Annotated in this window: 22 protein-coding genes; 7 read left to right on the top strand and 15 right to left on the bottom strand. The window is 70.6% G+C overall.

Annotated elements, in window-relative coordinates:
• Positions 1–38: 38 nt before the first annotated feature.
• From yddG to ACWPN5_RS21700, 3 genes are all read left to right on the top strand, one after another.
• Entirely contained in the window at positions 39–992 is a 954-nt protein-coding gene (gene yddG, locus ACWPN5_RS21710; protein ID WP_492297308.1) for an aromatic amino acid exporter YddG, read from the top strand.
• 81 nt (positions 993–1073) lie between these two features.
• Complete coding sequence (locus ACWPN5_RS21705) at positions 1074–2861, top strand: ABC transporter ATP-binding protein/permease (protein ID WP_492297306.1); 1788 nt, start codon at positions 1074–1076, stop codon at positions 2859–2861.
• 86 nt (positions 2862–2947) lie between these two features.
• Positions 2948–3538, top strand: a complete 591-nt coding sequence (locus tag ACWPN5_RS21700; RefSeq protein WP_200477377.1) for a histidine phosphatase family protein — start codon at positions 2948–2950, stop codon at positions 3536–3538.
• A gap of 47 nt (positions 3539–3585) precedes the next feature.
• Here the strand turns inward: ACWPN5_RS21700 and ACWPN5_RS21695 are convergent, their stop codons facing one another.
• Positions 3586–4287: a glutathione binding-like protein gene (locus ACWPN5_RS21695; RefSeq protein ID WP_492297304.1), complete on the bottom strand. Its 702-nt coding sequence runs from the start codon at positions 4285–4287 to the stop codon at positions 3586–3588.
• Between the two features lie 167 nt (positions 4288–4454).
• On the opposite strand from ACWPN5_RS21695, the gene ACWPN5_RS21690 reads away from it, so the two are divergent.
• Positions 4455–4631, top strand: coding sequence for a hypothetical protein (locus ACWPN5_RS21690; RefSeq protein WP_186465950.1), 177 nt, complete (start codon positions 4455–4457; stop codon positions 4629–4631).
• Positions 4632–4641: 10 nt separating this feature from the next.
• Here ACWPN5_RS21690 and ACWPN5_RS21685 read toward each other — a convergent pair whose 3' ends face one another.
• Positions 4642–4860, bottom strand: coding sequence for a hypothetical protein (locus tag ACWPN5_RS21685; protein ID WP_145680916.1), 219 nt, complete (start codon positions 4858–4860; stop codon positions 4642–4644).
• 213 nt (positions 4861–5073) lie between these two features.
• On the opposite strand from ACWPN5_RS21685, the gene ACWPN5_RS21680 reads away from it, so the two are divergent.
• On the top strand, positions 5074–5559 hold the full coding sequence (locus tag ACWPN5_RS21680) for a response regulator (protein WP_145680915.1): 486 nt from the start codon (positions 5074–5076) through the stop codon (positions 5557–5559).
• A gap of 64 nt (positions 5560–5623) precedes the next feature.
• Here the strand turns inward: ACWPN5_RS21680 and ACWPN5_RS21675 are convergent, their stop codons facing one another.
• The 12 genes from ACWPN5_RS21675 to ACWPN5_RS21620 form a co-directional block, all read right to left on the bottom strand.
• Positions 5624–5782, bottom strand: a complete 159-nt coding sequence (locus ACWPN5_RS21675) for a hypothetical protein (RefSeq protein WP_186465949.1) — start codon at positions 5780–5782, stop codon at positions 5624–5626.
• Positions 5783–5973: 191 nt separating this feature from the next.
• Positions 5974–6453 (bottom strand): cupin domain-containing protein, encoded by a 480-nt coding sequence (locus ACWPN5_RS21670; RefSeq protein WP_492297301.1) that lies wholly within the window; start codon positions 6451–6453, stop codon positions 5974–5976.
• A gap of 5 nt (positions 6454–6458) precedes the next feature.
• Positions 6459–9227 (bottom strand): malto-oligosyltrehalose synthase, encoded by a 2769-nt coding sequence (gene treY / locus ACWPN5_RS21665; protein ID WP_492297299.1) that lies wholly within the window; start codon positions 9225–9227, stop codon positions 6459–6461.
• Between the two features lie 112 nt (positions 9228–9339).
• Entirely contained in the window at positions 9340–14991 is a 5652-nt protein-coding gene (treZ, locus tag ACWPN5_RS21660) for a malto-oligosyltrehalose trehalohydrolase (protein WP_492297298.1), read from the bottom strand.
• Positions 14992–15071: 80 nt separating this feature from the next.
• Positions 15072–15386, bottom strand: coding sequence for a hypothetical protein (locus tag ACWPN5_RS21655; protein WP_145680911.1), 315 nt, complete (start codon positions 15384–15386; stop codon positions 15072–15074).
• Positions 15387–15491: 105 nt separating this feature from the next.
• Positions 15492–15743 carry a hypothetical protein gene (locus tag ACWPN5_RS21650; protein ID WP_145680910.1) on the bottom strand — a complete coding sequence of 84 codons (252 nt, stop codon included), beginning with the start codon at positions 15741–15743 and terminating at the stop codon, positions 15492–15494.
• A 98-nt stretch (positions 15744–15841) separates the two neighbouring features.
• The gene (locus tag ACWPN5_RS21645; RefSeq protein WP_200480013.1) at positions 15842–16006 is read right to left on the bottom strand and encodes a hypothetical protein; all 165 of its coding nucleotides are present in this window, start codon (positions 16004–16006) and stop codon (positions 15842–15844) included.
• Positions 16007–16071: 65 nt separating this feature from the next.
• Positions 16072–17250, bottom strand: a complete 1179-nt coding sequence (locus tag ACWPN5_RS21640) for an NAD(P)/FAD-dependent oxidoreductase (protein WP_492297295.1) — start codon at positions 17248–17250, stop codon at positions 16072–16074.
• Positions 17251–17355: 105 nt separating this feature from the next.
• The gene (locus tag ACWPN5_RS21635) at positions 17356–17688 is read right to left on the bottom strand and encodes an HNH endonuclease (protein WP_145680908.1); all 333 of its coding nucleotides are present in this window, start codon (positions 17686–17688) and stop codon (positions 17356–17358) included.
• Positions 17689–17722: 34 nt separating this feature from the next.
• Positions 17723–19084 (bottom strand): ATP-binding protein, encoded by a 1362-nt coding sequence (locus ACWPN5_RS21630; RefSeq protein ID WP_145680907.1) that lies wholly within the window; start codon positions 19082–19084, stop codon positions 17723–17725.
• Positions 19085–19127: 43 nt separating this feature from the next.
• Positions 19128–19826 carry a response regulator gene (locus ACWPN5_RS21625; protein ID WP_145672531.1) on the bottom strand — a complete coding sequence of 233 codons (699 nt, stop codon included), beginning with the start codon at positions 19824–19826 and terminating at the stop codon, positions 19128–19130.
• An 87-nt stretch (positions 19827–19913) separates the two neighbouring features.
• Positions 19914–22106, bottom strand: coding sequence for a hybrid sensor histidine kinase/response regulator (locus ACWPN5_RS21620; RefSeq protein WP_492297292.1), 2193 nt, complete (start codon positions 22104–22106; stop codon positions 19914–19916).
• 324 nt (positions 22107–22430) lie between these two features.
• Here ACWPN5_RS21620 and ACWPN5_RS21615 point away from each other — a divergent pair, with 324 nt between their 5' ends.
• Together ACWPN5_RS21615 and ACWPN5_RS21610 are read left to right on the top strand one after the other, a co-directional pair.
• Entirely contained in the window at positions 22431–22637 is a 207-nt protein-coding gene (locus tag ACWPN5_RS21615) for a cold-shock protein (protein WP_014197503.1), read from the top strand.
• 283 nt (positions 22638–22920) lie between these two features.
• Entirely contained in the window at positions 22921–23061 is a 141-nt protein-coding gene (locus ACWPN5_RS21610; RefSeq protein ID WP_247888816.1) for a hypothetical protein, read from the top strand.
• 36 nt (positions 23062–23097) lie between these two features.
• On the opposite strand, the gene ACWPN5_RS21605 is transcribed toward ACWPN5_RS21610, so the two are convergent.
• Positions 23098–23610: a MarR family winged helix-turn-helix transcriptional regulator gene (locus ACWPN5_RS21605; protein ID WP_035676767.1), complete on the bottom strand. Its 513-nt coding sequence runs from the start codon at positions 23608–23610 to the stop codon at positions 23098–23100.
• Between the last annotated feature and the right edge of the window lie 66 nt (positions 23611–23676).

The following is a 23676-nucleotide window of genomic DNA, read 5'->3' as shown; positions in this document are numbered from 1 at the left end:
CAATTGCCCAGCGTCCTTCTTTGCGCTAAGCGTTCGCCATGTCGACCGATAGCCTTCCGGCCCAGAATTCTCCGGCCCAGAGCCGTCCGACCGCCGCGGCGCCCGCTCCGGCGGCCGTCCGCCGCGCCACCGCCATTGGCGGTCTGGCCATCGTGATGTGGTCCACGCTGGCGCTGCTGACCGCGCTGTCGGGAACCATCCCGCCGTTCCAACTGGTGGCGATGTCCTTCGGCGTCGCCTTCATCGTCGGGACGGCGGCGGGCGCGGCGTGGGGCAAGGACGTGATCGGCGTGCTGCGCCAGCCCTGGCGGGTCTGGCTGCTCGGCGTCGCTGGGCTGTTCGGCTACCATTTCTTCTATTTCCTGGCCTTCCGCCTCGCTCCTGGGGCGGCGGTCGAGGTCAACCTGCTGAACTATCTCTGGCCGCTGCTGATCGTCCTGTTCTCCGCCCTGCTGCCGGGGGAGCGGCTGAAGCGCGGCCACGTGATGGGCGCGCTGTGCGGGTTGGCCGGGACGGTGCTGATCGTGACCGGCAGCGGGCGTGGCCTGTCGCTCGACGCCGGGGACACGCCGGGCTACCTGTCGGCGATGGCCGCGGCGGTGCTCTGGGCGTCCTATTCGGTGCTGTCGCGCCGCTTCGGCGATGTCCCGACCGAGGCGGTCGGCGGCTTCTGCCTCTCCACGGCGGTGCTGGCCGGGCTGTCGCACTTGATGTTCGAGACGACGGTGGCGCCGTCCGGCGGCGAGTGGCTGGCGGTGCTCGCCATGGGGATCGGCCCGGTCGGCGCGGCCTTCTTCGTGTGGGACCATGGGGTGAAGCGCGGCGACATCCGGGCGCTGGGCGTGCTGTCCTATGCCACGCCGCTGGCCTCCACGCTGCTGCTGATCCTGTTCGGGCAGGCGGCGGGAGGCTGGACCGTCTGGGCCGCCTGCGCGCTGATCATGGGCGGCGCCGTGCTGGCCAGCCGCGACGTCCTGCGCGCCGACCGCTAGGGCAACCGCGCCTGGACGGTGACAGCGAATTCATAGGCTTTTCATGCGGCGCGGTGCTATTCGGCAAGGGCGGTTCCTTCCTTGCCGGACCATCCCGCCATGCCGATCCAGGGCAATCCAACTCAGGCCGCTTCGATTCGTGCCGCCGCGCTGTTCCGCTTCCTGCGGGACGTCTGGACGCTGACCCGTCCCTACTGGTCGTCGGAAGAGCGCTGGGCGGCGCGGGGGCTGCTGGCCGCCATCGTCGCGCTGAATCTGGGCGTGGTGTTCATCACCGTCGAGCTGACCGAGGTCAACGGCGCCATCTTCACCGCGCTCCAGGACAAGGACCAGGGCGCCTTCGTCGACCAACTCCTGCTGTTCGGCGGGCTGGCGCTGATCTACATCGCGGTCGCCGTCTACCGGCTCTACCTGAACCAGATGCTGCAGATCCGCTGGCGGCGCTGGCTGACCGAGCGCTGCCTGGGCGACTGGATGGAGGGGCGGACCTATTACCGGCTCCAGTTCGCCGCCACCCCGGCCGACAACCCGGACCAGCGCATCGCCGAGGATCTGCGCGGCTTCGTCCAATTGACGCTGAGCCTGTCGCTGGGCTTCCTGACCAACCTCGTCACGCTGGCGTCCTTCCTGGCGATGCTGTGGAGCCTGTCGGGGACGATGACCGTGGCTGTGTTCGGCGTGGAGCTGACGATCCCCGGCTACATGGTGTGGGTGGCGCTGGCCTACGCGGTGGTCGGGACGTGGCTGACCCACCGGATCGGCCGCCCGCTCGCCCGACTGAGCTTCGACCAGCAGAAATACGAGGCCGACTTCCGCTTCGCGCTCGTCCGCTTGCGCGAGAACGCGGAGAGTGTGGCTCTGCAGGGTGGCGAGACGCAGGAGCAGCGCGGCTTCGCCCGCCGCTTCGCCCGCGTGGTGGACAATTGGTGGGCGATCATGCGCACGCAGAAGCGGCTGGTGTGGTTCACTTCCGCCTATGAGCAGGTGGCGATCATCTTTCCTCTGCTGGTCGCCGCGCCGCGCTACTTCTCCGGGGCGGTTCCGCTGGGCGCCCTGATGCAGACCGCGCAGGCCTTCGGGCAGGTGCAGGGCGCCCTGTCCTGGTTCATCGACGCCTATGTGAATCTGACCGACTGGCACGCCACGACCAGCCGCCTCGTCGGCTTCCACGAGGCGGTGCGGGAGGTCCGGCAGTCGGCTCAGGCGACCCCGCGGATCGACCGCTCCGTCGGGCCGGACGGCGCCCTGCGGGTGGAGGGGGTGGAGTTGGCTCTGCCGCGGGGCGGGGCGCCGCTGCTGCGCGCCGACCTGACGATCCGGCCGGGGGAGCGGGTGCTGATCAACGGCCCGTCCGGTTCGGGCAAGAGCACGCTGTTCCGCGCGCTGGCCGGTCTCTGGCCGTTCGGGCGCGGGCGCATCGGCCTGCCTGTTGGGGGCGACTCCATGCACCTGCCGCAGAAGCCTTACATGCCCATCGGCAGCCTGCGCGCCGCCGTCGCCTACCCCTCGGCGCCGGAGGCTTTCGAGGCGGAGGCGGTGCGCGCCGCCCTGGACGCCGTGGGGATGAGCGCCTTCGCCGAACGCCTGGACGAGGAGGACCATTGGGCGCAGCGCCTGTCCGGCGGCGAGCAGCAGCGCGTCGCCTTCGCCCGCGCCCTGCTGCACCGGCCCGGCTGGCTGTTCCTGGACGAGGCGACGTCCGCCTGCGATCCGGCGACGGAGGCGCGGCTCTACGGGCTGCTGGCCGAGCGCCTGCCGGGCACGACGGTGGTCAGCGTCGGCCACCGGTCCAGCCTGCCGGCGCATCACGACCGGACGGTCACGGTGGGAACGGGCGGTGACGGGGTGGGGCAGCTGGCCGGGTGTTGAGCGCCGTACCCGGCCGTAAGGCGGGCTTGGCCTTCGGCCTGCGCGATCAATATCGCTGTCGTCCCGTCACCAACCGCCGTGGTCCGATGCCGAGGGTTGTCCGCCGCAGGTCGCTGGTCGCCGCGCTCGCCGCCGTGGCGATCGTCCGCTCCGCTCCGCCGGGGTGGGCGGCGCCTCCGGACAGGATCGATCCGAAGGGGCTGATCCTCCTGATGAGGCACGCGGAGGCGCCCGGAGTCGGCGATCCGCCGAACTTCCAGCTCCGCGACTGCGCGACCCAGCGCAATTTGGACGCCAACGGCCGCGAGCAGGCCCGCCGCACCGGGGACCTGCTGCGCAGGATCGCCGCTGGCCGGCCGACCGCCGTTCATTCGAGCCAGTGGTGCCGCTGCCTGGAGACGGCCCGGCTTCTCGGCGCCGGGCCGGTGCAGGAGCTTCCGGCGCTCAACTCCTTCTTCGAGCGGCGGCAGGAGCAGGAGGCGCAGATCGCGACGCTGCGCCGGTTCCTGGCCGGGCTGCCGGCCGATGGCGGCCCGGTCGTGCTGGTCACCCATCAGGTGGTCGTGACCGCCCTGACCGGCGTCTTTCCCGCGTCGGCCGAGACGGTGCTGCTCCGGGCCGACGGAACGGGCACGCCGGCCGTCGAGGGGCGCATCCAGGTCAAGGACTCCGAGTAGGGCACGGAGCCCTTGACCCGCTCCGGTTCGCGGATACCGACCGGACCCTACTTCTGGACGTTGGCGGCGGTCTGGCCGAACAGGATCTTCTTCCCCTCGTCGGTGACCGACGGACGCTTGGCCAGTTCCGCGCCCTTCTCATAGGCGCGGACGGTCGCCGGGCGCGCCTGGATGGCCTCGAACCAGCGCTTCAACTCGGGGAAGTCGGCGAGGTTCTGGCGCTGCCGCTCGTGCGGGACGATCCACGGGTAGCAGGCCATGTCGGCGATGGTCAGCTCGTCCCCGGCGATGAAGGCGCGGCCGGCCAGACGCTTGTTCAGGACGCCGTAGAGCCGGTTGGTTTCCTTCACATAGCGGTCGATGGCGTAAGGGATATGTTCGGGCGCGTACTGCACGAAATGGTGGTTCTGCCCGGCCATCGGGCCGAGGCCTCCCACCTGCCAGAACAGCCACTCCAGAACCGTCTTGCGGCCCCGCAGGTCGGCGGGCAGGAATTTGCCGGTCTTCTCCGCCAGATAGGTCAGGATCGCGCCCGATTCGAAGACCGACACCGGCTCCCCGCCGTCGGCCGGGGCGCGGTCGACGATCGCCGGCATGCGGTTGTTCGGGGACATCGCCAGGAAGTCCGGCTTGAACTGGTCCCCGGCCGAGATGTCCACGGGATGGACGATGTAGTCCAGCCCGGCTTCCTCAAGGAACAGGGTGATCTTGTGCCCGTTGGGGGTCGGCCAGTAATGAAGGTCGATCATGGCGGTCCTTCCGGTTTGTCTGCGCCCCGAAAAGTGATGGAGCGCGCGGCTCCAGGCAACCCGCGCCGCGCGCGCATCAGCCCTCCGGAAGGGGCAGGCGACGGGCGCAACGTCGCGGCCCTCGAAATGTTGAATACGGTGAACCGACAATCAGCATGAGGACCGTCATGAGCGACGACCGGACTCCCGCCACCCAGCCCCAGCGCAAGGACGACCGGATCGACGAGGCCCAGGAGGGTACGGTCAAGCCCGACCGGGGCGGCGAAGCCGAACTGACCGAGAAGGAGGAGCAGAAGCGCGGCGGCGCCAACAAAGCCACCCCCGGCCCGATCTACGACGTGTAGGGCCGGCCCGTCACGAGACGAGCGCCAGGGTGGGGTCGGGCGGCATCGGCGTGGCGTCTTCCAGCGTCCTGGCCACCTCATCCAGTGGGGCGGCGACCACCAGCGGTTCGGAGCGCCCGGCGAAGGTGATCTCGGTCCGCTCCCCTTCGGTGCCGCGCAGGTACAGGACGCCCGTGGCGTTGATCAGAACCGGCGCCCCGGTGTGGTCGGTAAATTCGATGAACTTCATGCAGGACTCCCACGGAGGTTGCATCACGCTTGGACTGTCTCCAACACGCAAAGAGGGCGGCGGGTTCGCATCTCCGGATGGCACTGCCCGTTCGGTCCCGCACCGGTTCGCTCATTGCGCGCAATCAGCCCCTTGATTGATGCACCGCATCGACAAACATGGGCGCTGCGGGCCACGTCGGTCCGCGCCGTCCGCCAACAAGGAACAGATGCCGTGAAGTTGCTCGTCGTCGAAGACGATCCGTTGATCGGGCCCGCCATCAAGGCCGTGATGGAGAATGCCGGATACACGGTCGTCGGCCCCCTGCGCGACGCCGCCAAGGCGACGCGGCTGGGGGTCCGGGAACAGCCGGATCTTGCCCTGGTGGACGTCTATCTGGCCGGAGGTGAGAACGGGCTGACGCTGGCCCGCAAGCTGTGGGAGGAACACAACATCCCCTCCCTGCTGATCACCGGTTTCGACCACCGCGGCGAGGAGGCGCGCGATTTCGCGGTCGGCCTGCTGCGCAAGCCGGTGATGCCCGACGCTCTGGTCGACGCGGTCGGCGCCGTCGGGGAAATCCTGGCGGGCCTGCGCCCGTCCTCCATCCCGCCGGCGCTCGAACTGTTCGGGCGGCCCGAGCGCCTGTCCGCCGCTCCGGGATCGGCACCCCAATCGTCGCCGCAACCCGTGCAGCAGCCCATGCGGCGGCAGGGCTGAGACCCTGAGGCCCCGCCCTGCCGTTTTTCCGCTGTTTCGAATCCGTGACCTTGCGCAGTGACCGTCAGCGGTCCGGAGTGCCTTCCGGACCGCTCGGCGCGGGGGCTTCCGCCGGCTGGGCGGAATTCTGCGCAGGTGCCGCGACGGACTGACCGTCCTGCGGCTTGGTGGTTTCGGAGCCGTTGCTGGGGTCCAGCTCGACCCACTGGCGATGATCGCTCATGACTTGTCTCCCGTCCGTCTGTGGTCGCGTCCCGTGGTGCAGGTCGTCGTGCAGGAATGGTCCGATGAGGTGCCTCTCGTTTGCCGGTTCGGGCACCTGTCCATCGGAATAACGCGTGGCGAAGGGATTCGATCAATCCCGAGCGAAGAAATCGGGTATTTTGTGAGGCAACCCCGTCAAGGGGGCTCTTTTTAAAAACCGCCGCGGGCCAGGGCCGGCTCGCCCCGCCGCAACAGCCGCCGGGCCAGCGACAGCGGGGCGCGCAGCATCCGCTTCACGGCGGCGCGGGGGCCGAGCGGTTTCTCGATCGCGTAATATTTGCGGATCGTCTCCTGCACCTCCCAGACGCCGGTGAAGCCCCTGGGAATGACGAAGGCGTCACCCTCCGCATGCTCCTGCGGCGCGCCGTCCCGGGGGGTGATGACCACCCGCCCGGCCAGCAGCACGCAGAACTCCTCGTAGGGCCAGTCGGCCATGGCGATGGTCCCGGGGGTGCATTGCCAGACCCCGCAGGAGAACCGCCCCCCGCCGCCGTCGTAGAGGTTCAGGAAAGTTTCCTGAGGGTCGCCGGACAGCACGGTCCCGAAGACGGCGGGCTTGCCGGGGTGTTCCCCGATCAGCCGCTGTTCGATGGGAACGAGCGTCCGGCGCGGCGGTGGGTTGCGGTCCATGGAACTCACCCCTCCCGCACCAGCAGGGCGACGGGGAAGTCCCGGAACAGGTCGGCGGCGGTCACCGCGTCGGCGGCCTCCAGCGTCCCGTCGGTCAGCGCGTTGCGCCAGCGCTGCCCGCGCGGCAGCGGGACGGAGGTGTCGCCCCACTCCGGGGTCTCGCCCAGCGCGCCCACCAGACGCGGGGCGGCGACCACGACGGTGTCGTCGCCGAGGCGTCGGGCGAAGGCCACCACATGCTCCGCCCGCTCACCCGTCGCTTCCAGCGGCAGGTACTCGCCCTTGGCGAAGAGGTCGGGCATGGCCGTCCGCAGGGCCAGGGCGCGCCGGGTCAGCGACAGCTTCACAGCGCCGTCCTGCCAGCGGTTCAGCAGGCTGCCGATCTCCGCCCCCTCGACCTCGTCGAGCAGGCGGCGGCGGGCGTCGTAGTCCACCGGGCGCCGATTGTCGGGATCGACGAGGCTGAAGTTCCACAGCTCGCAGCCCTGGTAGATGTCCGGCACGCCGGGGCTGGTCAGCTTCAGCAGGGTCTGGGTCAGCCCGTTGACCATGCCGATGCGGGCGAGCCGTGCCTGGAAGGGCAGGAAGGCGTCGAAGAAGGCGGTGCTGCGCGACACGTCCAGCGCGTCGTGGACGAAGCTGGTCATGGCGCTTTCGTACGCTTCGTCGGGGGCGGCCCAGGTGCTGTGCACCTTGGCCTCGCGCATCGACTTGGTCATGGCGCCGGCGAGGCGCTCCGCGAACTCCGTCATCGCCTGCGGGTCGAGGCTGGCGGGGTCCGCGCCGGTCAGCTCCGCCGGCCAGGCGCCGACGAGGAGCTGGTAGAACAGATACTCGTCGTTGCGGTCGGGCGGGGCGGTGCCCTCCACGTCGCCGCGGCGGGCGCGCAGCAGGCGGCTCCAGGTCTGGATCTGCCGCTCCCACTCCTCCGGCATCTCCGACAGGGCGTAGAGGCGGGCGCGGGTGTCCTCGCCGCGCTTGGTGTCGTGGGTGGTGCTGCCCAGCATGGCGTGGGGCCAGCGTTCCGCCCGCTCGGCGTTGGCGTGGTGGAAGTTGGTGGTGCCGACCCCGAAATGCTCCGGGTGCCCACCCACCTCGTTCAGCGCGGCCAGCCGGTTGTAGCGGTAGAAGGCGGTGTCCTCCAGCCCCTTGGCCATCACCGGGCCGCTGTACTGCTGGAAGCGCATGGCGAAGCGCAGCACCTGCTGGCGGCTGTAGCCGCTGCGCGGCTGGGCCACCAGATCGGTGGTCAGCAGCCTGTGCAGGAAGTCGTAGGCGGAGCCGTCGGTGTTCGGATCGGCCTTGCGCGCCTGGGTGATCGCCCAGTCGATGCTCCGCCGGTCCAGCTCGCTGACGCCGCGCCAGTCCACATAGGTGCGGTAGACCGGGAAGCGGGCGATGGTCTCCTTCAGCGCCTGATGCAGGATGTTGGCGGTGAAGTCGGCGGTGCGAGGGTTGGCGCGGGCGATGCGCGAGGCCTGCCGGGCCAGCACGTGCAGCTCGCTGGCCATCTCGCTTTCCATGATGCGGATCTTGCTCGTCCGCACCACCTCGTCGAAGCTCTCGCGCCGCCCGGTGAAGTCGGCGTAGAGGCGGGTGAACGCCTCCTCCCCCTTCGGGTCGACGAACAGGCCGCCCATCAGGTTGGCGAACTCGTAGCCGGTGGTGCCGTCGATCGGCCAGTCCTCGCGCAGCCGCTCGTGGCGGGCGAGGATTTTCTCGACCACCAGATAGAAGGGCCGCTCCGTCGCCTGGGCCAGCCGCTCGCAATAACCCTTGGGGTCGTAGAGGCCGTCGATGTGGTCGATGCGCAGCCCGTCCAGCGTGCCGTCGTCGACCAGCTTGAAGGCCAGCCGGTGGGCGACGTCGAACAGCTCCCGCTCCTCCATGCGCAGGCCGGCCAGTTCGTTGATGTTGAAAAAGCGGCGGTAGTTGATGTCGTCCGCCGCCACCTTGAAGTAGGCGGCGCGCCAGTTCTGGGCGGCGATCAGGTCGGTCAGGCGGCGCCAGCTCTCCGGCTCGCCCTCCGCGCCGCGGAAGCGCGTCAGCCGGCGCTCCACGGCCTCGGCGACATCGGGCTTCTCGGAGACCAGCGCGGCCAGTTCCGCCTTGAGGGCGTTGGCGCGGCGGATCTGGTGCGGGCGCACCTGATCGAGATGGCGGAAGGCGTCGCCGATGCGCTCCAGGTCCGGCTGGTCGTCGCCGAGGATCGTGCCGTAGTCGGCCGGCCGGATGGGCAGCTTGTGGGTGTCGTAGGCCCAGACGGCGAAGCCGCCCGCCTCCCTGTCGAAGCGCAGCTCAAGCCCGCCGGATTCCAGCACCGCGCCGAACTGGTCGCCGAGCAGCGGCACCAGCACCTTGCCGTGCAGGTAGCGGCGGTCGGGCTCCCACTCAATGTCGAAATAGCCGGCGTAGGGGCTGTCCGGTCCCCATTCCAGCACGTCCAGCCACCAGCCGTTGTCCGACCCGCCGACGCCCATGTGGTTGGGCACGAAGTCGAGGATCTGGCCCAGCCCGTTGCGCTTCAGCGCCTCGACCATGGCGTGGAAGGACTCCTCGCTGCCCAACTCCGGGTTCAGGGCGTTGTGGTCGACGATGTCGTAGCCGTGGGTGCTGCCCGGCCGCGCCTTCATGTAGGGCGAGGCGTAGAGGTGGCTGACACCCAGCCGCGCCATGTAATCGGCGATTCCGGCGGTGCGGTCGAAGCCGAACTCGGCGCGCAGCTGCACGCGGTAGGTGGCCTGGGGAATCGGCTTTTCGGCGTCCGCCGCCATGGGTTGGTCTCCTGATGGGTGTTCCCTGTGAAGGGGTTCCCTCTCCCCTCCGGGGAGAGGGGAGGGTGAGGGGGTTGTGCTTTTGCCGGACGCTCCGACACGCGCATCCCCCTCACCCCAACCCTCTCCCCGGAGGGGAGAGGGGGTTATCGTTGCGCCTCCCATCGGCCACCGCGGCCGGTCGGGCGGCGGCCATGATGGCGGCGATGGCGCCGGCCTGCGGGCAGTCGGCCATGTCCTCCAGCGCGAGGCGCAGCTTGCGGCGCCAGTTGGGGTACTGGTCCACCGTGCCGGGCAGGTTCACCTGCTCCAGCTCGGCGGTCAGGTCGTCCATCTGGACCATGGCGATGGCCGAGCCGGTGCGGGCGAGGAAGGCGTGCACCGCGTGGCCGAGCGCCTCGCTGTAAGGGCTGTCGGGACCGAAACTGGCGGGCAGCGGCAGGTAGGCGTCGGCGAGCGCCTCCAGCAGGCGGGCGCGTTCGGCCATGCGGCGGTCGCGCTGGCGCTCCGCCTCGCCTTCGGCGGGGTAGAGGCCGCGCTCCTCCTTCAGCGTGATGTCGTGCCCCTCCCACCAGCCGCGCAGCGTGGCGAGGTCGTGGCTGCCCACCGTGGCGAGCGCCGTATAGGGATAGTCGTCGGGACCGCGGAACCCGCCGTCCTCGGTCCATTCGAAGAACATCACCCGGTAGCTCAGGACACCCGCCTCCGCCATGCGCTCGCGGAATCCCTCGGGCACGGTGCCCAGATCCTCGCCGACGACGAGGCAACGGTTGCGCTGGCTCTCCAGGGCCAGGATTCCGAGGAGGTCGTCCATCGGGTAGGCGACATAGGCCCCTTCGGAGGGCGGGTGCCCCTCCGGTATCCAGTAGACGTGCTGGAGCGCCATGGCGTGGTCGATGCGCAGCGCCCCGGCGTGGCGCATGTTGGCGCGCAGAAGCTCGATGAAGCGGGCGTAGCCGCCCTCGCGCAGCGCGTGGGGGTGGAAGGGCGGCAGGCCCCAGTCCTGGCCGGCCGGGTTGAACAGGTCGGGCGGGGCGCCGACATGGGCCTGCGCCACCACCACATGAGGGTCGGCCCAGGTCTCCGCACCGCCGCTGTCCGCCCCGACCGCGAGGTCGCGGAAGAAGCCGACGGCCATGCCGCGCTCCCGCGCCCGCTCCGCCGCCGCCTGCAACTGGCTGTCGGCCAGCCATTGCAGCCAGACGAAGAAGTCGATGCGCTCCCGCTGCTCCTCGGCGAAGCGGCGGACGGCGGGGGAGGCGGCGTCCCGATACTCCTCCGGCCAGCGGCGCCAGTCGGGCGTGCCGTCCCTGGCGAAACGCTCGCGCAGGGACTGGAAGGTGCCGAAGCGCTCCAGCCCCTCGCCCAGCTCGGACCGGAAGGTGGCGAACGCCCGCCGCCGCTCCTCGCTGCCGTCGGTCTGGAAATGGGCGAACAGCCGCTCCAGGACCGGCAGCTTCAGCGCCGCCACGGCGGCGTAATCGACCAGCGGATCGGTCTCGGTCGCCTTGACGTCGCGCAGAAACGCCGCGTCCGCGATCCGGTCGCGGGCCTCGGCGCAGCCCATCAGTTCCGGCACCGCCAGCACGTCGATGTAGAGCGGGTTGAGGAACAGGCGGCTGGCCGGGGAATAGGGGCTGGCCTGATCGGGCTGGTCGAGGAACAGGGCGTGCAGCGGGTTCAGCCCGACGATGCCCGCCCCGCGCGCCGCGGCCATCTCCGCGACGTTGACGAGATCGCCGAAGTCGCCGATCCCCCAATCCCCGGCGCAGCGCAGGGCGTAGAGCTGCACCGACAGGCCCCAGATCCGCTCGCCCATCTGGAGCGGGGCGGGCAGGTGGCAGGTGGCGGGGGCGGCGATCACCGTCGTCTCCAGGCTGGGATGCTCCGCCCGCAAGCCGTCGACGTCCAGCCGCAGCCGGTGGTAGCCGGGCGCCGGAGCCGCGCCGAGGTCGAGGCGGCGCACCTCGAAGCGCTGCCCCGCGGCGCCCGCCTTGCGGACCAGCGGCAGGTCGGCGAAATCGGCCTCTCCGCTGCGCTCGCCCCCCTCCTCCAGGGTCAGGGTCCAGCGCAGCGCCCCGCTGCCGTCCGGCAGGGTGACGGTGACCGAGAAGGGCGGACGGTCGACGCGCAGCACCGCCACCGGCGGCAGGGGGCGGGCCAGCTCACGCCGCTCCAGCGCCTCCAGCGCCTTCTCCGGGTCGTCGGCGTCCACCTCCATGGCCGCGAGCAGGGCGCGGATGGTGCCCTCCGACGCCTGGACGGTCTCGCCCGACGCACCGGTGTAGTGCGTCTCGATGCCCATCCGCTCGCCGAGCCGGTCGAGCGCGGTGGTCTCCTCGATGGTCCACAGGACGGACAGCGGCGCCATGGTTCCGGCATCGAGGCCCTTGCCCTCGGTCCACAGCACGCGGCCCACGGCCTCGCCCATGCCCGTCACGGGGGCGTCGGACAGGTTGGCGAGCAGATGCAGGCGGCTGCCGTCGCCGAGCCGCCAGGAGACGCGGATGCCGCGCCCGTCGATGACCTCGTGGGCGGCCGCCCCGCCGGGCGCGTTCTCGAGCCGCGGCGCGATCTCCGTGCGGCGCACCGCCAGGATGCGGCGGTACCAGTCCAGCCACTCCTTATGCTCGCCCTTGCCGCGGTCGTCCCAGTCGAGCTTGGCCGACTGGAAGGTCTCCGGCGCGGTCGGGTCGGGGATGCGGTCGCGCACCTTCGGGTCCTGGAATTCGGGGAACTTGGCGAACTCCTCCCGCCGGCCGTTGCGCACCGCTTCGGCCAGCTCGTCGGCGAAGTCGCAGAAGAAGGGGAAGGGACGGTCGGACGCCCATTCCTCGCCCATGAACAGCATCGGGACGCCCGGCCCCAGCAAATAGAGCGAACTCGCCGCCCGCACCGCCTCGGGCCGCGAGAAGCAGGTGATGCGGTCGCCGAAGGCGCGGTTGCCGATCTGGTCGTGGTTCTGGATGAAGGTGACGAAGGCGGTCGGCGGCAGATGCGCCGACGGCTCGCCGCGCGCCTCGCCGCCGCGGTAGGAGGAGGCGTGTCCCTGGAAGGCGAAGCCCTCGGCCATGGCGCGGGCCAGCTTCGCCGCGTCGCCGGCGTAGTCGGCGTAATAGCCGGCGTCCTCGCCGGAGGCCCAGACGTGCAGGCAGTGGTGCAGGTCGTCGTTCCACTGCGCGGTGTGCCAGCGCGGGTCGCCCTCCGGGTGGCGCTCCAGCAGGTGGGCTTCGTTCTCGTCGTTCTCCAGAACGAGATGGACGTGGCGGCGGCAGCGCACGGCGTCCTGCACGCGCTCCGCCAGCTCCTGAAGGAACAGCTTGTCGCTGTCGTCGAGGATGGCGTGGACCGCGTCGAAACGCAGCCCGTCCATGTGGAACTCCTCGATCCAATAGAGCGCATTGTGGATGAAGTAGTCGCGCACCGTGGCGTTGCGCGGCCCGTCCACGTTGATGGCGTCGCCCCAGGGCGTCTTGTGCCGGTCGGTGAAAAAGGCCTTGGCGTAGGCGTGGAGGTAGTTCCCGTCCGGGCCGAAATGGTTGTAGACGACGTCGAGAAAGACCATCAGTCCCTTGGCGTGGGCGGCGTCCACCAGCGCCTTCAGGTCCTCCGGCCGGCCGTAGGCGGCGTCCGGGGCGTAGGGCAGCACCCCGTCGTAGCCCCAGTTGCGGGCGCCGGGGAAATCGGCGACCGGCAGCAGCTCGATGGCGGTGATGCCCAGCTCCACGAGGTGGTCGAGCTTGTCGATGGCGGCGCGGAAGGTGCCTTCCTCGGTGAAGGTGCCGACATGCAACTCGTACAGCACCGTCTCGTGCCAGGGGCGCCCGGTCCAGGCGGCGTCGGACCAGCGGAAGACGGTGGGGTCGATCACCTCGCTCGGCCCGTGCACATCCTCCGGCTGGTGGCGGGAGGCCGGGTCGGGCACGCGCAGCCCGTCCGGCAGCTCGAACTGGTAGCGGCTGCCCGCCTGTGCCTGGGCGGTGGACCATTCGAACCAGCCGTCGGCCCGCCGCACCATGGGCAGCAGGGCCTGGGTGTCCTCCAGCCACAGCGACACCTGCTCGGTTCCCGGCGCCCACAGGGCGAAGCGGACGGAGCCGTCGGGCTGCACTTGGGCGCCGAAGGGCATGGCGTGGGCGCGCGCTTCGCCGAGGTGGGTGGCGCCGGGGGCGGCCAGCCCAACCGGGCCGGACGCGCGGTCGGCCACCTCCGGCCCGGCGTCGGCGCCCAGGATCCCGATCGCCCCGGCCAGCGGGATGGCCAGCCAGTCGGGCCGGTTCGCAAGCTCGTAGCCGATCTCGTAAAGCGCCTTCTCCAGCAGGAAGAGTTTCAAAAGCTGCGTGGCGGTGGTCGCGTCGGCGGGCCAGCCGGGGCAATCGCCGATGGCCTCGCGGTAGCCGGCGACGAAGGCGGCCGCCGCCTCCCCCTCCCACCAGTTCAGCCAGGCGGTGCGGGCGCCGCGCGCCGTCTCGTCCAGGGTGTTGGGCAGGTCGGCGGGCAGGGCGGCCCGCGCCCCGGCGGCGGCGTAGGTGATGGAGCGCAGCATCCCCGCCACGTCGCGCAGGATGCAGTGCTTGGCCCGCCGTTCGGCCAGCGGGCGCATCGGCTCGCCCTCGAAATCGACGATGAACAGGTCGTCCTTGCCGGCCAGCACCTGCCCCAGGTGATAGTCGCCGTGCAGACGCATGGCGTGGAAGGTGCCGCGCGGCGGCGTCAGCGTCTCGATCTGCCGCATCACCGTCGCCTCGCTGTCGGCCAGGGAGGCGGCGTAGGGGGCGATGTCGGCGTTCAGCCGCGGGGCGGCCTCGCGCAGCTGGCCCAGCACGCGGCGGGCAAGGCTGCGCACCCCGTCCGCCCAACCCGTCAGCATGGCCGGGGTCACCGGTTCCGGCGTGAAGGCGTCGTCGCCGCCGGGGGTGGCGAGCGCCCGGTGCATCTCCGCCGTGCGGCGGCCCAGCCGGCGCATGAAAGCCATCAGGGCAACGTCGTCCGCCGTATCGTCGTCGAAGCGTTCGACGCGCTCCGCCAGGGCGGCGGTGACATGGCTCCAGGCGTCGCGGGCGTCGGGGACCAGTTCCTGCAGGATGCACAGGGTGGCGGCCTCGCCGTCTCCCGTGCGCTCCACCCAGCCGAGCAGGGCCGGGGTGTTGCGGAACTTGGCGACCTCGGTCAGGAAGCGCCCGACCTCCAGTTCGGGATGGGTGCCGGATTCCAGCTTGCGCAGCCCCTTCAGGATCGCCGCGTCGCCGACGCGGACGGAGGTGTTGGACTGCTCAACCCCGGCCCAGCGCAGCGGTGCGCCCTTGCCGAGCGCGTCCTTCACGGCGTCGAGGGCGCGGCTTTGTCCGAAGCGCAGACCGCCGCTCTCGCCGCCCTTGCGGATGCCGTCGAGCAGGGCGCGCACCACCTCCTCGTCGCCGTAGCCGTCGCGCAGGCTGCCCGGCCAGGGGAGCGCCTCCGGCCCGGCGATGGAAAAGGGATCAGCGGCATCGGCCTTGCCGTCGCGGTTGAGCACCAGGGGAAGCTGGTAGAGCTGCGGCTCGCGCCCCGGTGCCTCCACCCGCAGCAGGCAGAGCTGGGCGGCGCCGGAGGCCAGAGGGAGGGGCAGCGCATCGACGATGCGCACGGTGGGCGTGCCGGCGTCCTTTGCGGCGTACCAGCGCCGTCCGGTCAGGAAGCCGGGAAGCAGTTCGTCCTGGAGCAGGGACAGGGCCTCGCCCTCGATGGGGCCGGAAAAAGCGTTCGATTTGGGCGCTGTCGACAAGACACGTCTCCCCTGTTGGGCGGCACGGCTCGCACAACAACCGGGGCGGTGCGGTGTTCCTCCCGCCTAACCGTAGGTGGCTAGCCGTCGGACATGCGCGGATGGTGGGGCAGGCGTCCCAGCCGGCCGATCCGTTCGGCCAGTTGCAGCGCCTCGACCACGTCGTCGAGCCGCCCGCACTGCATCAGCGAGTGGGCGTGGGTGTTGAGCGCGGCGACCACCGCGCGTTCATCGGACACACCGTCGGCCGGGCGCCCGTCGCGGTCGAGGATGACCGCGCCGAGCGCGGCCAGCGCCTCCGCCGACAGATTCACGGCGTCGAGCATCGCCGCGTCGTCCTTCTCCGCGGCGTTCAGCACGGGTTCCAGCACCTCGGCGAGCAACCGGGGATTCATGAAGGCACGCTCCTGACGGCATCTGTGCTTTAAAACACTGAAAATGGCCCGTTGTGCCGCCGCCGCAAGCCGATGCCCCGTCAACTGAACGGGAGGTAGAGGCGCTTACGCCTCCAGGACGGATTCGACATCGGACAGGTCGCTCAGGCGGCGGGCCAGCTTGTCCGTGCACTGGATTTCCAGGATGCCGAAGCCGGCGTTGGGCGCGATCGCGTGCAGGTCGCCGGCCATGCCGTTCTGGCTGGCGAAGCGCTTGAGCCGCTCCACCATGGCGTCGCGCTCGGGCCGGCCAGGGCGCAGGCCGGGCAGGGGACGGGTGAACAGAACCTTGTAGCGTTTGAACATGGCGTGAGCCATGGGAGGGGCTCCGGGCCTGTGGGGGTGGACGCGCCAGGGGGTTTGGCACGTCCACCCCCGCCGGTGCAAGCCCTTCGGGCCGGCGTCAGTCACCAGCCTCAATCACCAGCTTCCTTGGTCGGCTCCACATTCTCCGCGCCCTTGCGGGTCCCGCCGAAGCGGTCGGCGCCCTTGGCGTCGGGGGCGTCCGGCTTCTTGTGGTTGCCGGTGTTCTGCTGGTCGTCGGTGTGCTTGACGGTCTCTTCGGTGTGGGGCTGCTTCATGGCGGGGCCTCTTGCTCCGTTCGGAATGGTCACCCCATCAACCGGCCGGGCTCGCGCCCGTTCCCTCAAATGACATTCGTCTCCAGCAGGGGGCGGTTCTCCGCCAGACGCTCATAGGCGAAGGCCGACAGGTTCAGGCTGCGGTAGGCGCCGGTGGCGATCAATTCGGCCAGCCCGCGCCCGGCGCCCGGCGCCTGTTGCAGCCCATGACCGCTGAAGCCGTTGCAGAACAGGAAGTTGCGAAGCTCCGGATGGGGCCCGATGATCGCGTTCTGGTCGATCTCGTTGTATTCGTAGAAGCCCGCCCAGGCGTTGGTGACCTTGATCGCCTCGAAGGCGGGGACGCGCCCGGCCAGCGCCGGCCACATCATCTCCTCGAACAGGTCGTGCTCCACCGTCAGGTCGTCGGTGTCCGGATCGCGGTCGGCGGGCGGCGGGGCGCCGCAGATGAACTGCTTGCCCTCGGGCCGGAACCACACGCCCGACGGGTCGATGACCAGAGGGCAGCCGGGAAGCTCGTCGCGGCAGTCGAACACGAAGACGCAGCGCTTGCGCGCCGCCACCGGCAGGTCCACCCCGGCCAGGGCGGCGACGCGGCGGGCCTGCGGACCGGCGGCGTTGACCGCCACCCCGCAGGACAGCCGCCGCCCGTCGGCCAGACGCACCGCGGTGACCTTGCCGTCGGCGGTGTCGATGCCCGCCACCTCTCCCGCGATCATGGCGACGCCCAGCGCCTTGGCCTTGCGGCGGAAGGCCTGCATCAGGCTGTAGCCATCGAACCAGCCCTCTCCGGACAGGCCGAGCGATCCGAGCGCGATCCCGTCCACCGACAGCCAGGGGAAGCGGGCGGCCAGCTCCTCCGGCGACAGCAGCGCGACGTCGGCGCCGCAGGAGAGCTGGATGGCGTTGTTCCGGCGCAGGATGTCCGCCCCGGCCCCGGTCGCCAGATAGAGATAGCCCGGCTCGCGCAGGCCCAGATCCACCGGGTCGCCGTCCACCGACAGATGGTCCGTCGCGTTGCGGATGAAGGACAGGCCGAACTGCGACAGGGCGATGTTCGCCGGCGTCGAGAACTGCTGCCGGATCGAGCTGGCCGACAGGGCGGACGAGGCGCGCTGGTAGGTCGGGTCCCGCTCCACCACCGCCACGCTGCCGCCGAAGCTGGGGTCGTTCGCCAGGAAATAGGCGACCGCGCAGCCCATCACACCACCGCCGACGATCACGACGTCGTACCGATCCGCCATCGAACGCTCCCGAATTAACCTTGTTTATCGTTCCGGTGATCGGGCCAGAAGGCGGGGCCGCCGTCAAGGGACCTTGATGTCAAGGGACCTTGCTGAAGCGGCCGCTCACAGCCCGGCGATGGCGCGGGCGACGGTCATCCACTCGTCGCCCGGCTCGGCATCGCGCAGCGCCAGCAGCGGCGGCCACACGCCCAGTTGGCTGCGGCGGCGCTGGGTGACGAAGCGCTCGATCTCCTCCGGGATCGGCAGGCGGTCGGCCTTGCGCTGGTTGCAGCGGCGGTGCGCCAGCACGACGTTCGGCGCCGCGTCGAGGCCGCCGTAGGCCAGCGGGATCAGGTGGTCGAAGGTTGCCTTGGCCCCCACCGGCTCCCCGCAGTAGAAACAGCACCCGCCTTGCTGGACGTCCATGAGGCGGTATTCGTCGGGGCTGACGGGCATGGCCGGTTCTCCAGGGTGGGGGCTCCTGCGAGGCTCACACCGGCAGGCGGATCAGCACACGCAGGCCGCCGTAGGGGCTGTCGCTGAGCGTGATGTCGCCGCCGTGGCTGCGGGCGACGTCGCGGGCGATGGTCAGCCCCAGCCCGGCGCCGCCGGTCGCCTGGTTGCGCGAACTGTCCAGCCGGAAGAAGGGCTTGAACACGTCGTCGCGGGACGCCTGCGGGATGCCCGGCCCGTCGTCGTCGACCAGGATGTCGATGAAACCGTCCTCGCGCTCCGCCCGCACCCAGATGCGGTCCCCGTGGCGCCGGGCGTTGGACAGCAGGTTGGCGAGGCAGCGCCGCGTCGCGTTGGGGCGCAGCGGCAGGGTCAGCCCGTCCGGTGCGGCCAGGGCCACCTCCGCCCCCTCGCGGCGGACGCCGGAGACCACCTCGTTGAGGATGCGGGTCAGGTCGGTCGGCTGGACGGCCTCCGTCCCCTCGCCGCGGGCGAAGGCCAGATAGCCCTCGATCATCGTCTCCATCTCGGTGACGTCGGTCAGCAGCTCGTCGACCTCCGGCCCGTCGCCCATCATGTCGAGCGCCAGCTTCATGCGGGTCAGCGGCGTGCGCAGGTCGTGGCTGACGCCGGCCAGCATCTCCGTCCGCTGGGTGATCTGGCGGTGGATGCGCTCGCGCATGCGCATGAAGGCGACGGCGGCCTGCCGGACCTCGGTCGCCCCCTCCGGCTTGAAGTTGCGCACGTCGCGGCCCTTGCCCAGCGCGTCGGCGGCGGCCGCCAGCCGCTTGATGGGGCGGATCTGGTTGCGCATGAAGATGATGGCGACGGTGAACAGCACCAGGGCCGAGCCGACCATCCAGAGGATGAAGATGTAGCTGGTGGGGCTGAACAGGCGGCGCTCCGGCGACATCACCGACAGCACGCCGTCCGGCATCTGCACGCGGATCTCGTACCATTCGCGGGTGATGCGGGTGTTGATGGCGAAGGGCCGCCGCACCCGCTCGTGCAGCGCCTTGCTGAGCGTGTTCTCCAGCATGCCGCGCAGCTTCTGCGGATGCTCGGGCAGCGTGCTGCCGGGTTCCAGCGTCACGATCAGGTCGGTGCTGCGCGCGGTGGCGGCCAGCGTCCAGTTGCGGCCCTCCGGGGTCGGGTCGTGCTCCAGCATGCCGATGACCATGGCGATGTCGCCGGCCACCGCGAAGGCCAGCCGGTTCGTCATGGTGTCCCAATGCCGGTCGTAGAAGATCCAGGTGGCCACCGCCTGGGCCAGGATGACCGGCGTCACGATGATCAGCAGCGAGCGGCCGAACAGTGTGCGCGGCAAAAACCGCTTCAGCAGCCCCGTCTGCGAGCGGCGCGGCATCGGCATCGGTGCGGCGGCGGTGTCGGTGGTCATGGTCCTGGTCCCGGTTCTGGTCCTGGCTTTCCGGCGGTCCCGGTTACGGGTCCGGCCTCAACACATAGCCCTCGCCGCGCACGGTGTGGAGGTAACGCGGCTCCCGCGGGTCGGGTTCGATCTTGCGGCGCAGGCGGGTCACCTGCACGTCGATGGTGCGGGCGTTGCCGGCAACCTTGCTGCGCTCCGTCAGCTCCTCGCGCGAGAAGATGGTGCCGGGCGAAGCGGCGAGCACGCGCAGCAGCCCGGCCTCGGCCGTGGTCAGCCGGACCACCTCGTCGCCCGCCCGCAGCTCGTCGCGGTCGGGCAGGTAGATCATCGAACCGAGCTTCACCGGCTGCGGCGGCGCCGGGTCGGCCGGGCGGCTGGCCTGGCGGCGCAGGATCGAATTGATGCGCAGCAGCAGCTCGCGCGGGTTGAAGGGCTTGGCGAGGTAGTCGTCGGCCCCGGCCTCCAGCCCGGCGATGCGGTCGTCCGGCTCACCCCGCGCGGTCAGCAGCAGGATGGGCAGGTCGCGCTCCCGCCGCAGCGATTCGGTCAGCTCCAGCCCGGTCTCGCCCGGCATCATGATGTCGAGCACCAGCAGATCGAAGGCGAGCCCGGCCAGCTTGGCCCGCGCCTCCGCGGCGTCCTTCGCGGTCGCCACCAGGAAACCGTTGCCGGCGAGGTACTTGCGCAGCAGCTCGCGCAGGCGGGTGTCGTCATCGACGACCAGGATGTGGGGCTGGTCTTCTTCGGTCATGGCGCGACTGTAGCGCAAGCGGGCGTCGCGCACCAAGGGAAGCGGCGGCCGCCGGCCGGGGCATCGGGCCGCACGTCAGGGCCCGTTTCAGGCGGCCGCGTCGGCGCCCGCGGTCAGCTCCGCCAGGGTGGACAGGATGCGGTTGGGCGCGGCCGGCTTGGTCAGCACGAGGCAGCCTGCCTCCTTGGCGGCGCGCACGAGATCGGCGGACAGCTCCCCGGTCAGCAGGATGGCCGGGACGTCGCGCCCCAGCACCCCGCGCAGGGTCTGGATGCCGCTCAACCCGTCGGTGCCGCCGGGCAGCCGGTAGTCGCTGAGGATCGCCGAGGGCGCCTGGAGGGTCGCCTGGGCGGCGGCGAGGGCGGAATCGAAATTGTCCGCGGCCATCACCCCGGCCCCGGCCTGCTCCAGCAGCAGGGTCAGGGAGCTGCGCTGCAACGGGTCGTCCTCGACCACCAGGACCCGCCGCCCGGACAGGCGCCCGGGGGAGGAGCCGGCGGGGCCGGCCGGCGGGGCGGCGTCCGCCGGGGGGAAGGCCGTTTCCGGATGCGGTGCGGCGGGGGCAGAGGCGAGGGCAGGGGCGAGGGCAGAGGCGGGGGGTGGGACATGGGGCAGGGTGACCGAGAAAACGGACCCGCGCCCGACCCGCGACCGGACCTCCAGCGGATGGCCGAGCAGCCGGGCGGTGCGCTCCGCGATGGACAGGCCGAGGCCGGCGCCGTGCGACCCGTCGCGGGCCGGGTTGCCGATCTGGTAGAACTCCTCCCAGATCGTGCCCAGCTCCGTCTTGGCGATGCCGCGGCCGCTGTCCCAGACCTCCACCCGCAGGTCGCCGCCGCGCGGCCGGGCGCCGACGACCACCCCGCCGTGCGCCGTGTATTTGACGGCGTTGGACAACAGGTTGCGCAGGATCGGCTGGAGCCGCGCCGGGTCGCTGCGCACCCAGGCCCTGGTGGGCACCACGATCAGCCGCAGGCCCTTGCCTTCGGCCTCCGCCCGCAGCTCGGCGGCGAGCTGGTCGAGCAGCGGGGCGAGCGGGAAGGTGGCGATCTCCACCGGCACCACCCCGGCCTCCAGCCGCGACAGGGTCAGCAGATCGTCGAGCAGCCGCTGCCCGGCCTGGAGCGACGCCGAGGCCATGCCGCCGAGTTGCTGGAGCGTCGGGTTTGGCGCCTCCTTCAACAGCAGCTCGTGGAAGGCTGCGAGGCCTTGCAGGGGTTGGCGCAGGTCGTGGCTGACGGTCGCCAGAACCTTCATCTTGGCGAGGCTGGCCATCTCCGCGCTGCGCAGGGCCTTCTCCAGGTCCGCGGTGCGCTGGCGAACCCGTTCGTCCAGGCTCTGGTTGGCGCGCAGAAGCTCCGCCCGCACCGCCTCCTCCCTCCGGGCGCCGGCCAGGGCGAAGACGAACAGCACGGACGCCCCGGTCAGGATGCCGCCGCTGACCGCCGTGGTCCACAGGGCGCGCTCCCGCCAGGGGGCCAGCACCTCGGCCAGGGGGCGGCTCGCCACCACCACGATCGGGAAGCCGGTCAGCGTCCGCGCGGCGGTGATCTGCGAGCCTTCGACGATCGCTGGGCCGCCGGGAGGGTCCCAGGGCTGGGGCCAGGCGGCCGACGGCGGGGCGACGGCGCTGTCGGGCGGCCATTCCGCCAGCTTCTCCTTGCCGCTGGTGAACAGGGCCAGCCGGGCGCCCTCGCCCCAGCCGGCCTCGCCGTACATTTGCGAGAAGTAGGTGTTCTGAATGCCGGCCACCGCGATCGCCTGGACGGTTCCCTCCTCGTCGCGCAGGGCGCGGCTGATGGTGAAGCGCCCCTGGCTGACTCCGGCGCCGGGCAGATGGGAGCCGACATGGAGGCCCGGCGGCGGTCCCGGCGCCGCGCCCAGATGGGCCTGGGCGTAGTCCCGCTCCGACAGGTCGCGGGGCGGCGGCGGGTGTTCCGCGCTGTCGAGAAGCAGCCGTCCCTGCGCGTCGAGCGCCCAGACCCCGCCGATCTGCGGCAGGCGTTCCGCACGGGCGCGCATCGCGGCCTGGATGCGCTGCCCTTCGGCGGGGTCGCGGCGGTCCCAGCGCTCCAGCGCGTCGAGCAGCATGCGCAGCTGGGTGTCACCCGCTTCGAGGGCGCGGCTGGCGTGTTCGTCGAGAAGATGGGCGGTCGCGGTGAACTCGCGGCTGGCCTGGTCCAGCGTGGCGTGGCGGTCGCGCGACACCGACAGGGCGGAGACGCCGACGCACAGGGCGGCAAAGGTCAGGAAAGCGGCCACGAGATGGGCACGCTGCATGCCGCCGGCTCCTTCAAGACAGCTAAGACAAAAGAATCGGGTCATCAAAACTATGGGCTAAGCAACAAGCCGGGGACAACTCCGCCGAAGGGCAGGGCCGGCACCGACGAACGAGGCAAGAGTCGGGAGGCGAATCAAGTGCGCGGGGCTTTGGCCGAAGGGCTCGGGTTGCATCCCGGCCTTTCGATCCCCACATGAAAAGAGTCGAATTTCTTTGGGTCTTCGGTCCGCTTGCAGAACGCTGCGTCTGGTCCTTCCCCTCGGTGATTTGATGTGAACCCGCGGCACGCGCGCCGTGGGAAACCTCGTTCAAGGAACTACCAGATGGCTACTGGAACCGTGAAATGGTTCAACACCACCAAGGGCTACGGCTTCATCCAGCCGGATGACGGGACGGCCGACGTGTTCGTCCACATCTCCGCCGTTGAGCGGTCGGGCATCAACATTCATGAAGGCCAGAAGCTGTCCTACGAACTCCAGCGCGACCCCAAGAAGGGCAAGAGCGCCGCGGCCAACCTGAAGGAGGCGTGATTTTCCGCTCCGCTTTTTGCCGGAGCCGCCCGTTCAGGGGCCGCCTGTTCAGAAACCGGTTGCCCCCAATCCTGTAACAGCCGCTTCACAAAAGAAACGCATGCTCCATGGACCGCCGGGAGCGCCCGGAGGGTGCCATGGGGCACGATGACGATCACAGGAGGCATGCATGGCATCCGATAACCGCAGCGCGGATCGGAATGATCTCGACTCCATGACCCGCGAGTTTCTTGCGAAGGGGGGTAAAATCGTTCAGTGCCCGCCGGGGTCTTCGGACAGCGTGGTGTACAAGCGCACGTCCTTCCGCCGCCGCGGCGCCGCGAACGCTGCGGGCAAGGACGGGGCGGAGGGCACGGCCGGCACCCCGCCGGCGGATGCGGCCCCCGCCGCCGCCCCGGAAGCGACCCCGGCCAAGGACAGCTGACCGAAGGCCGGCCCGACCGGTTTCCCGGTCCGGTTCCTACCGCTTCACGGCGGCGAGCCGGGCCGGCACCGGGGGCGCGAACTTCACCCGGTCCTCTTCGTCCATCATGCCCAGCATCACCTTGCGGAAGCCCTCGACGGCCTCCGCCCCGGCCATGCGGTAGGCGCGGGCGATCCGCTGCCGTTGCGTTTCGGAGAGCTGGCGCTCCAGCTCCACGCCTTTTTCGGTCAGTTCCAGCAGACGCTGCCGCCGGTCCCGCACGCCCGTCTGCTGCTGGATGAATTCCTGCCGGACCAGTTCCCCCAGCACGCGCGACAGGCTCTGCTTGGTGATCTTCAGGATCGCCAGAAGCTCCGACACGGTGATCTTCGGGTAGCGCCCGACGAAATAGATGACGCGGTGGTGCGCCCGGCCGAAGCCGATCTGCGCCAGGATCTCGTCCGGCTCCGCGGTGAATTCCCGATAGGCGTAGAACAGCAGCTCCATGCCCGTGCGAAGTTCCTCTTCGCGCAGGAAAAGCTGGTTCACGCCCGCTTTTATGTCAGCCATGTTGACGTGATCGGTGCGATTCGTTACAAATGGGTCAATAAGCCAGACATAAACGAACAAAGCGCG

It is taken from the genome of Azospirillum sp. UENF 211521 (genome assembly GCF_058780535.1).
The sequence above is the reverse complement of the archived record's forward strand: the minus strand, read 5'-3'. Positions and strand labels throughout refer to the sequence as shown.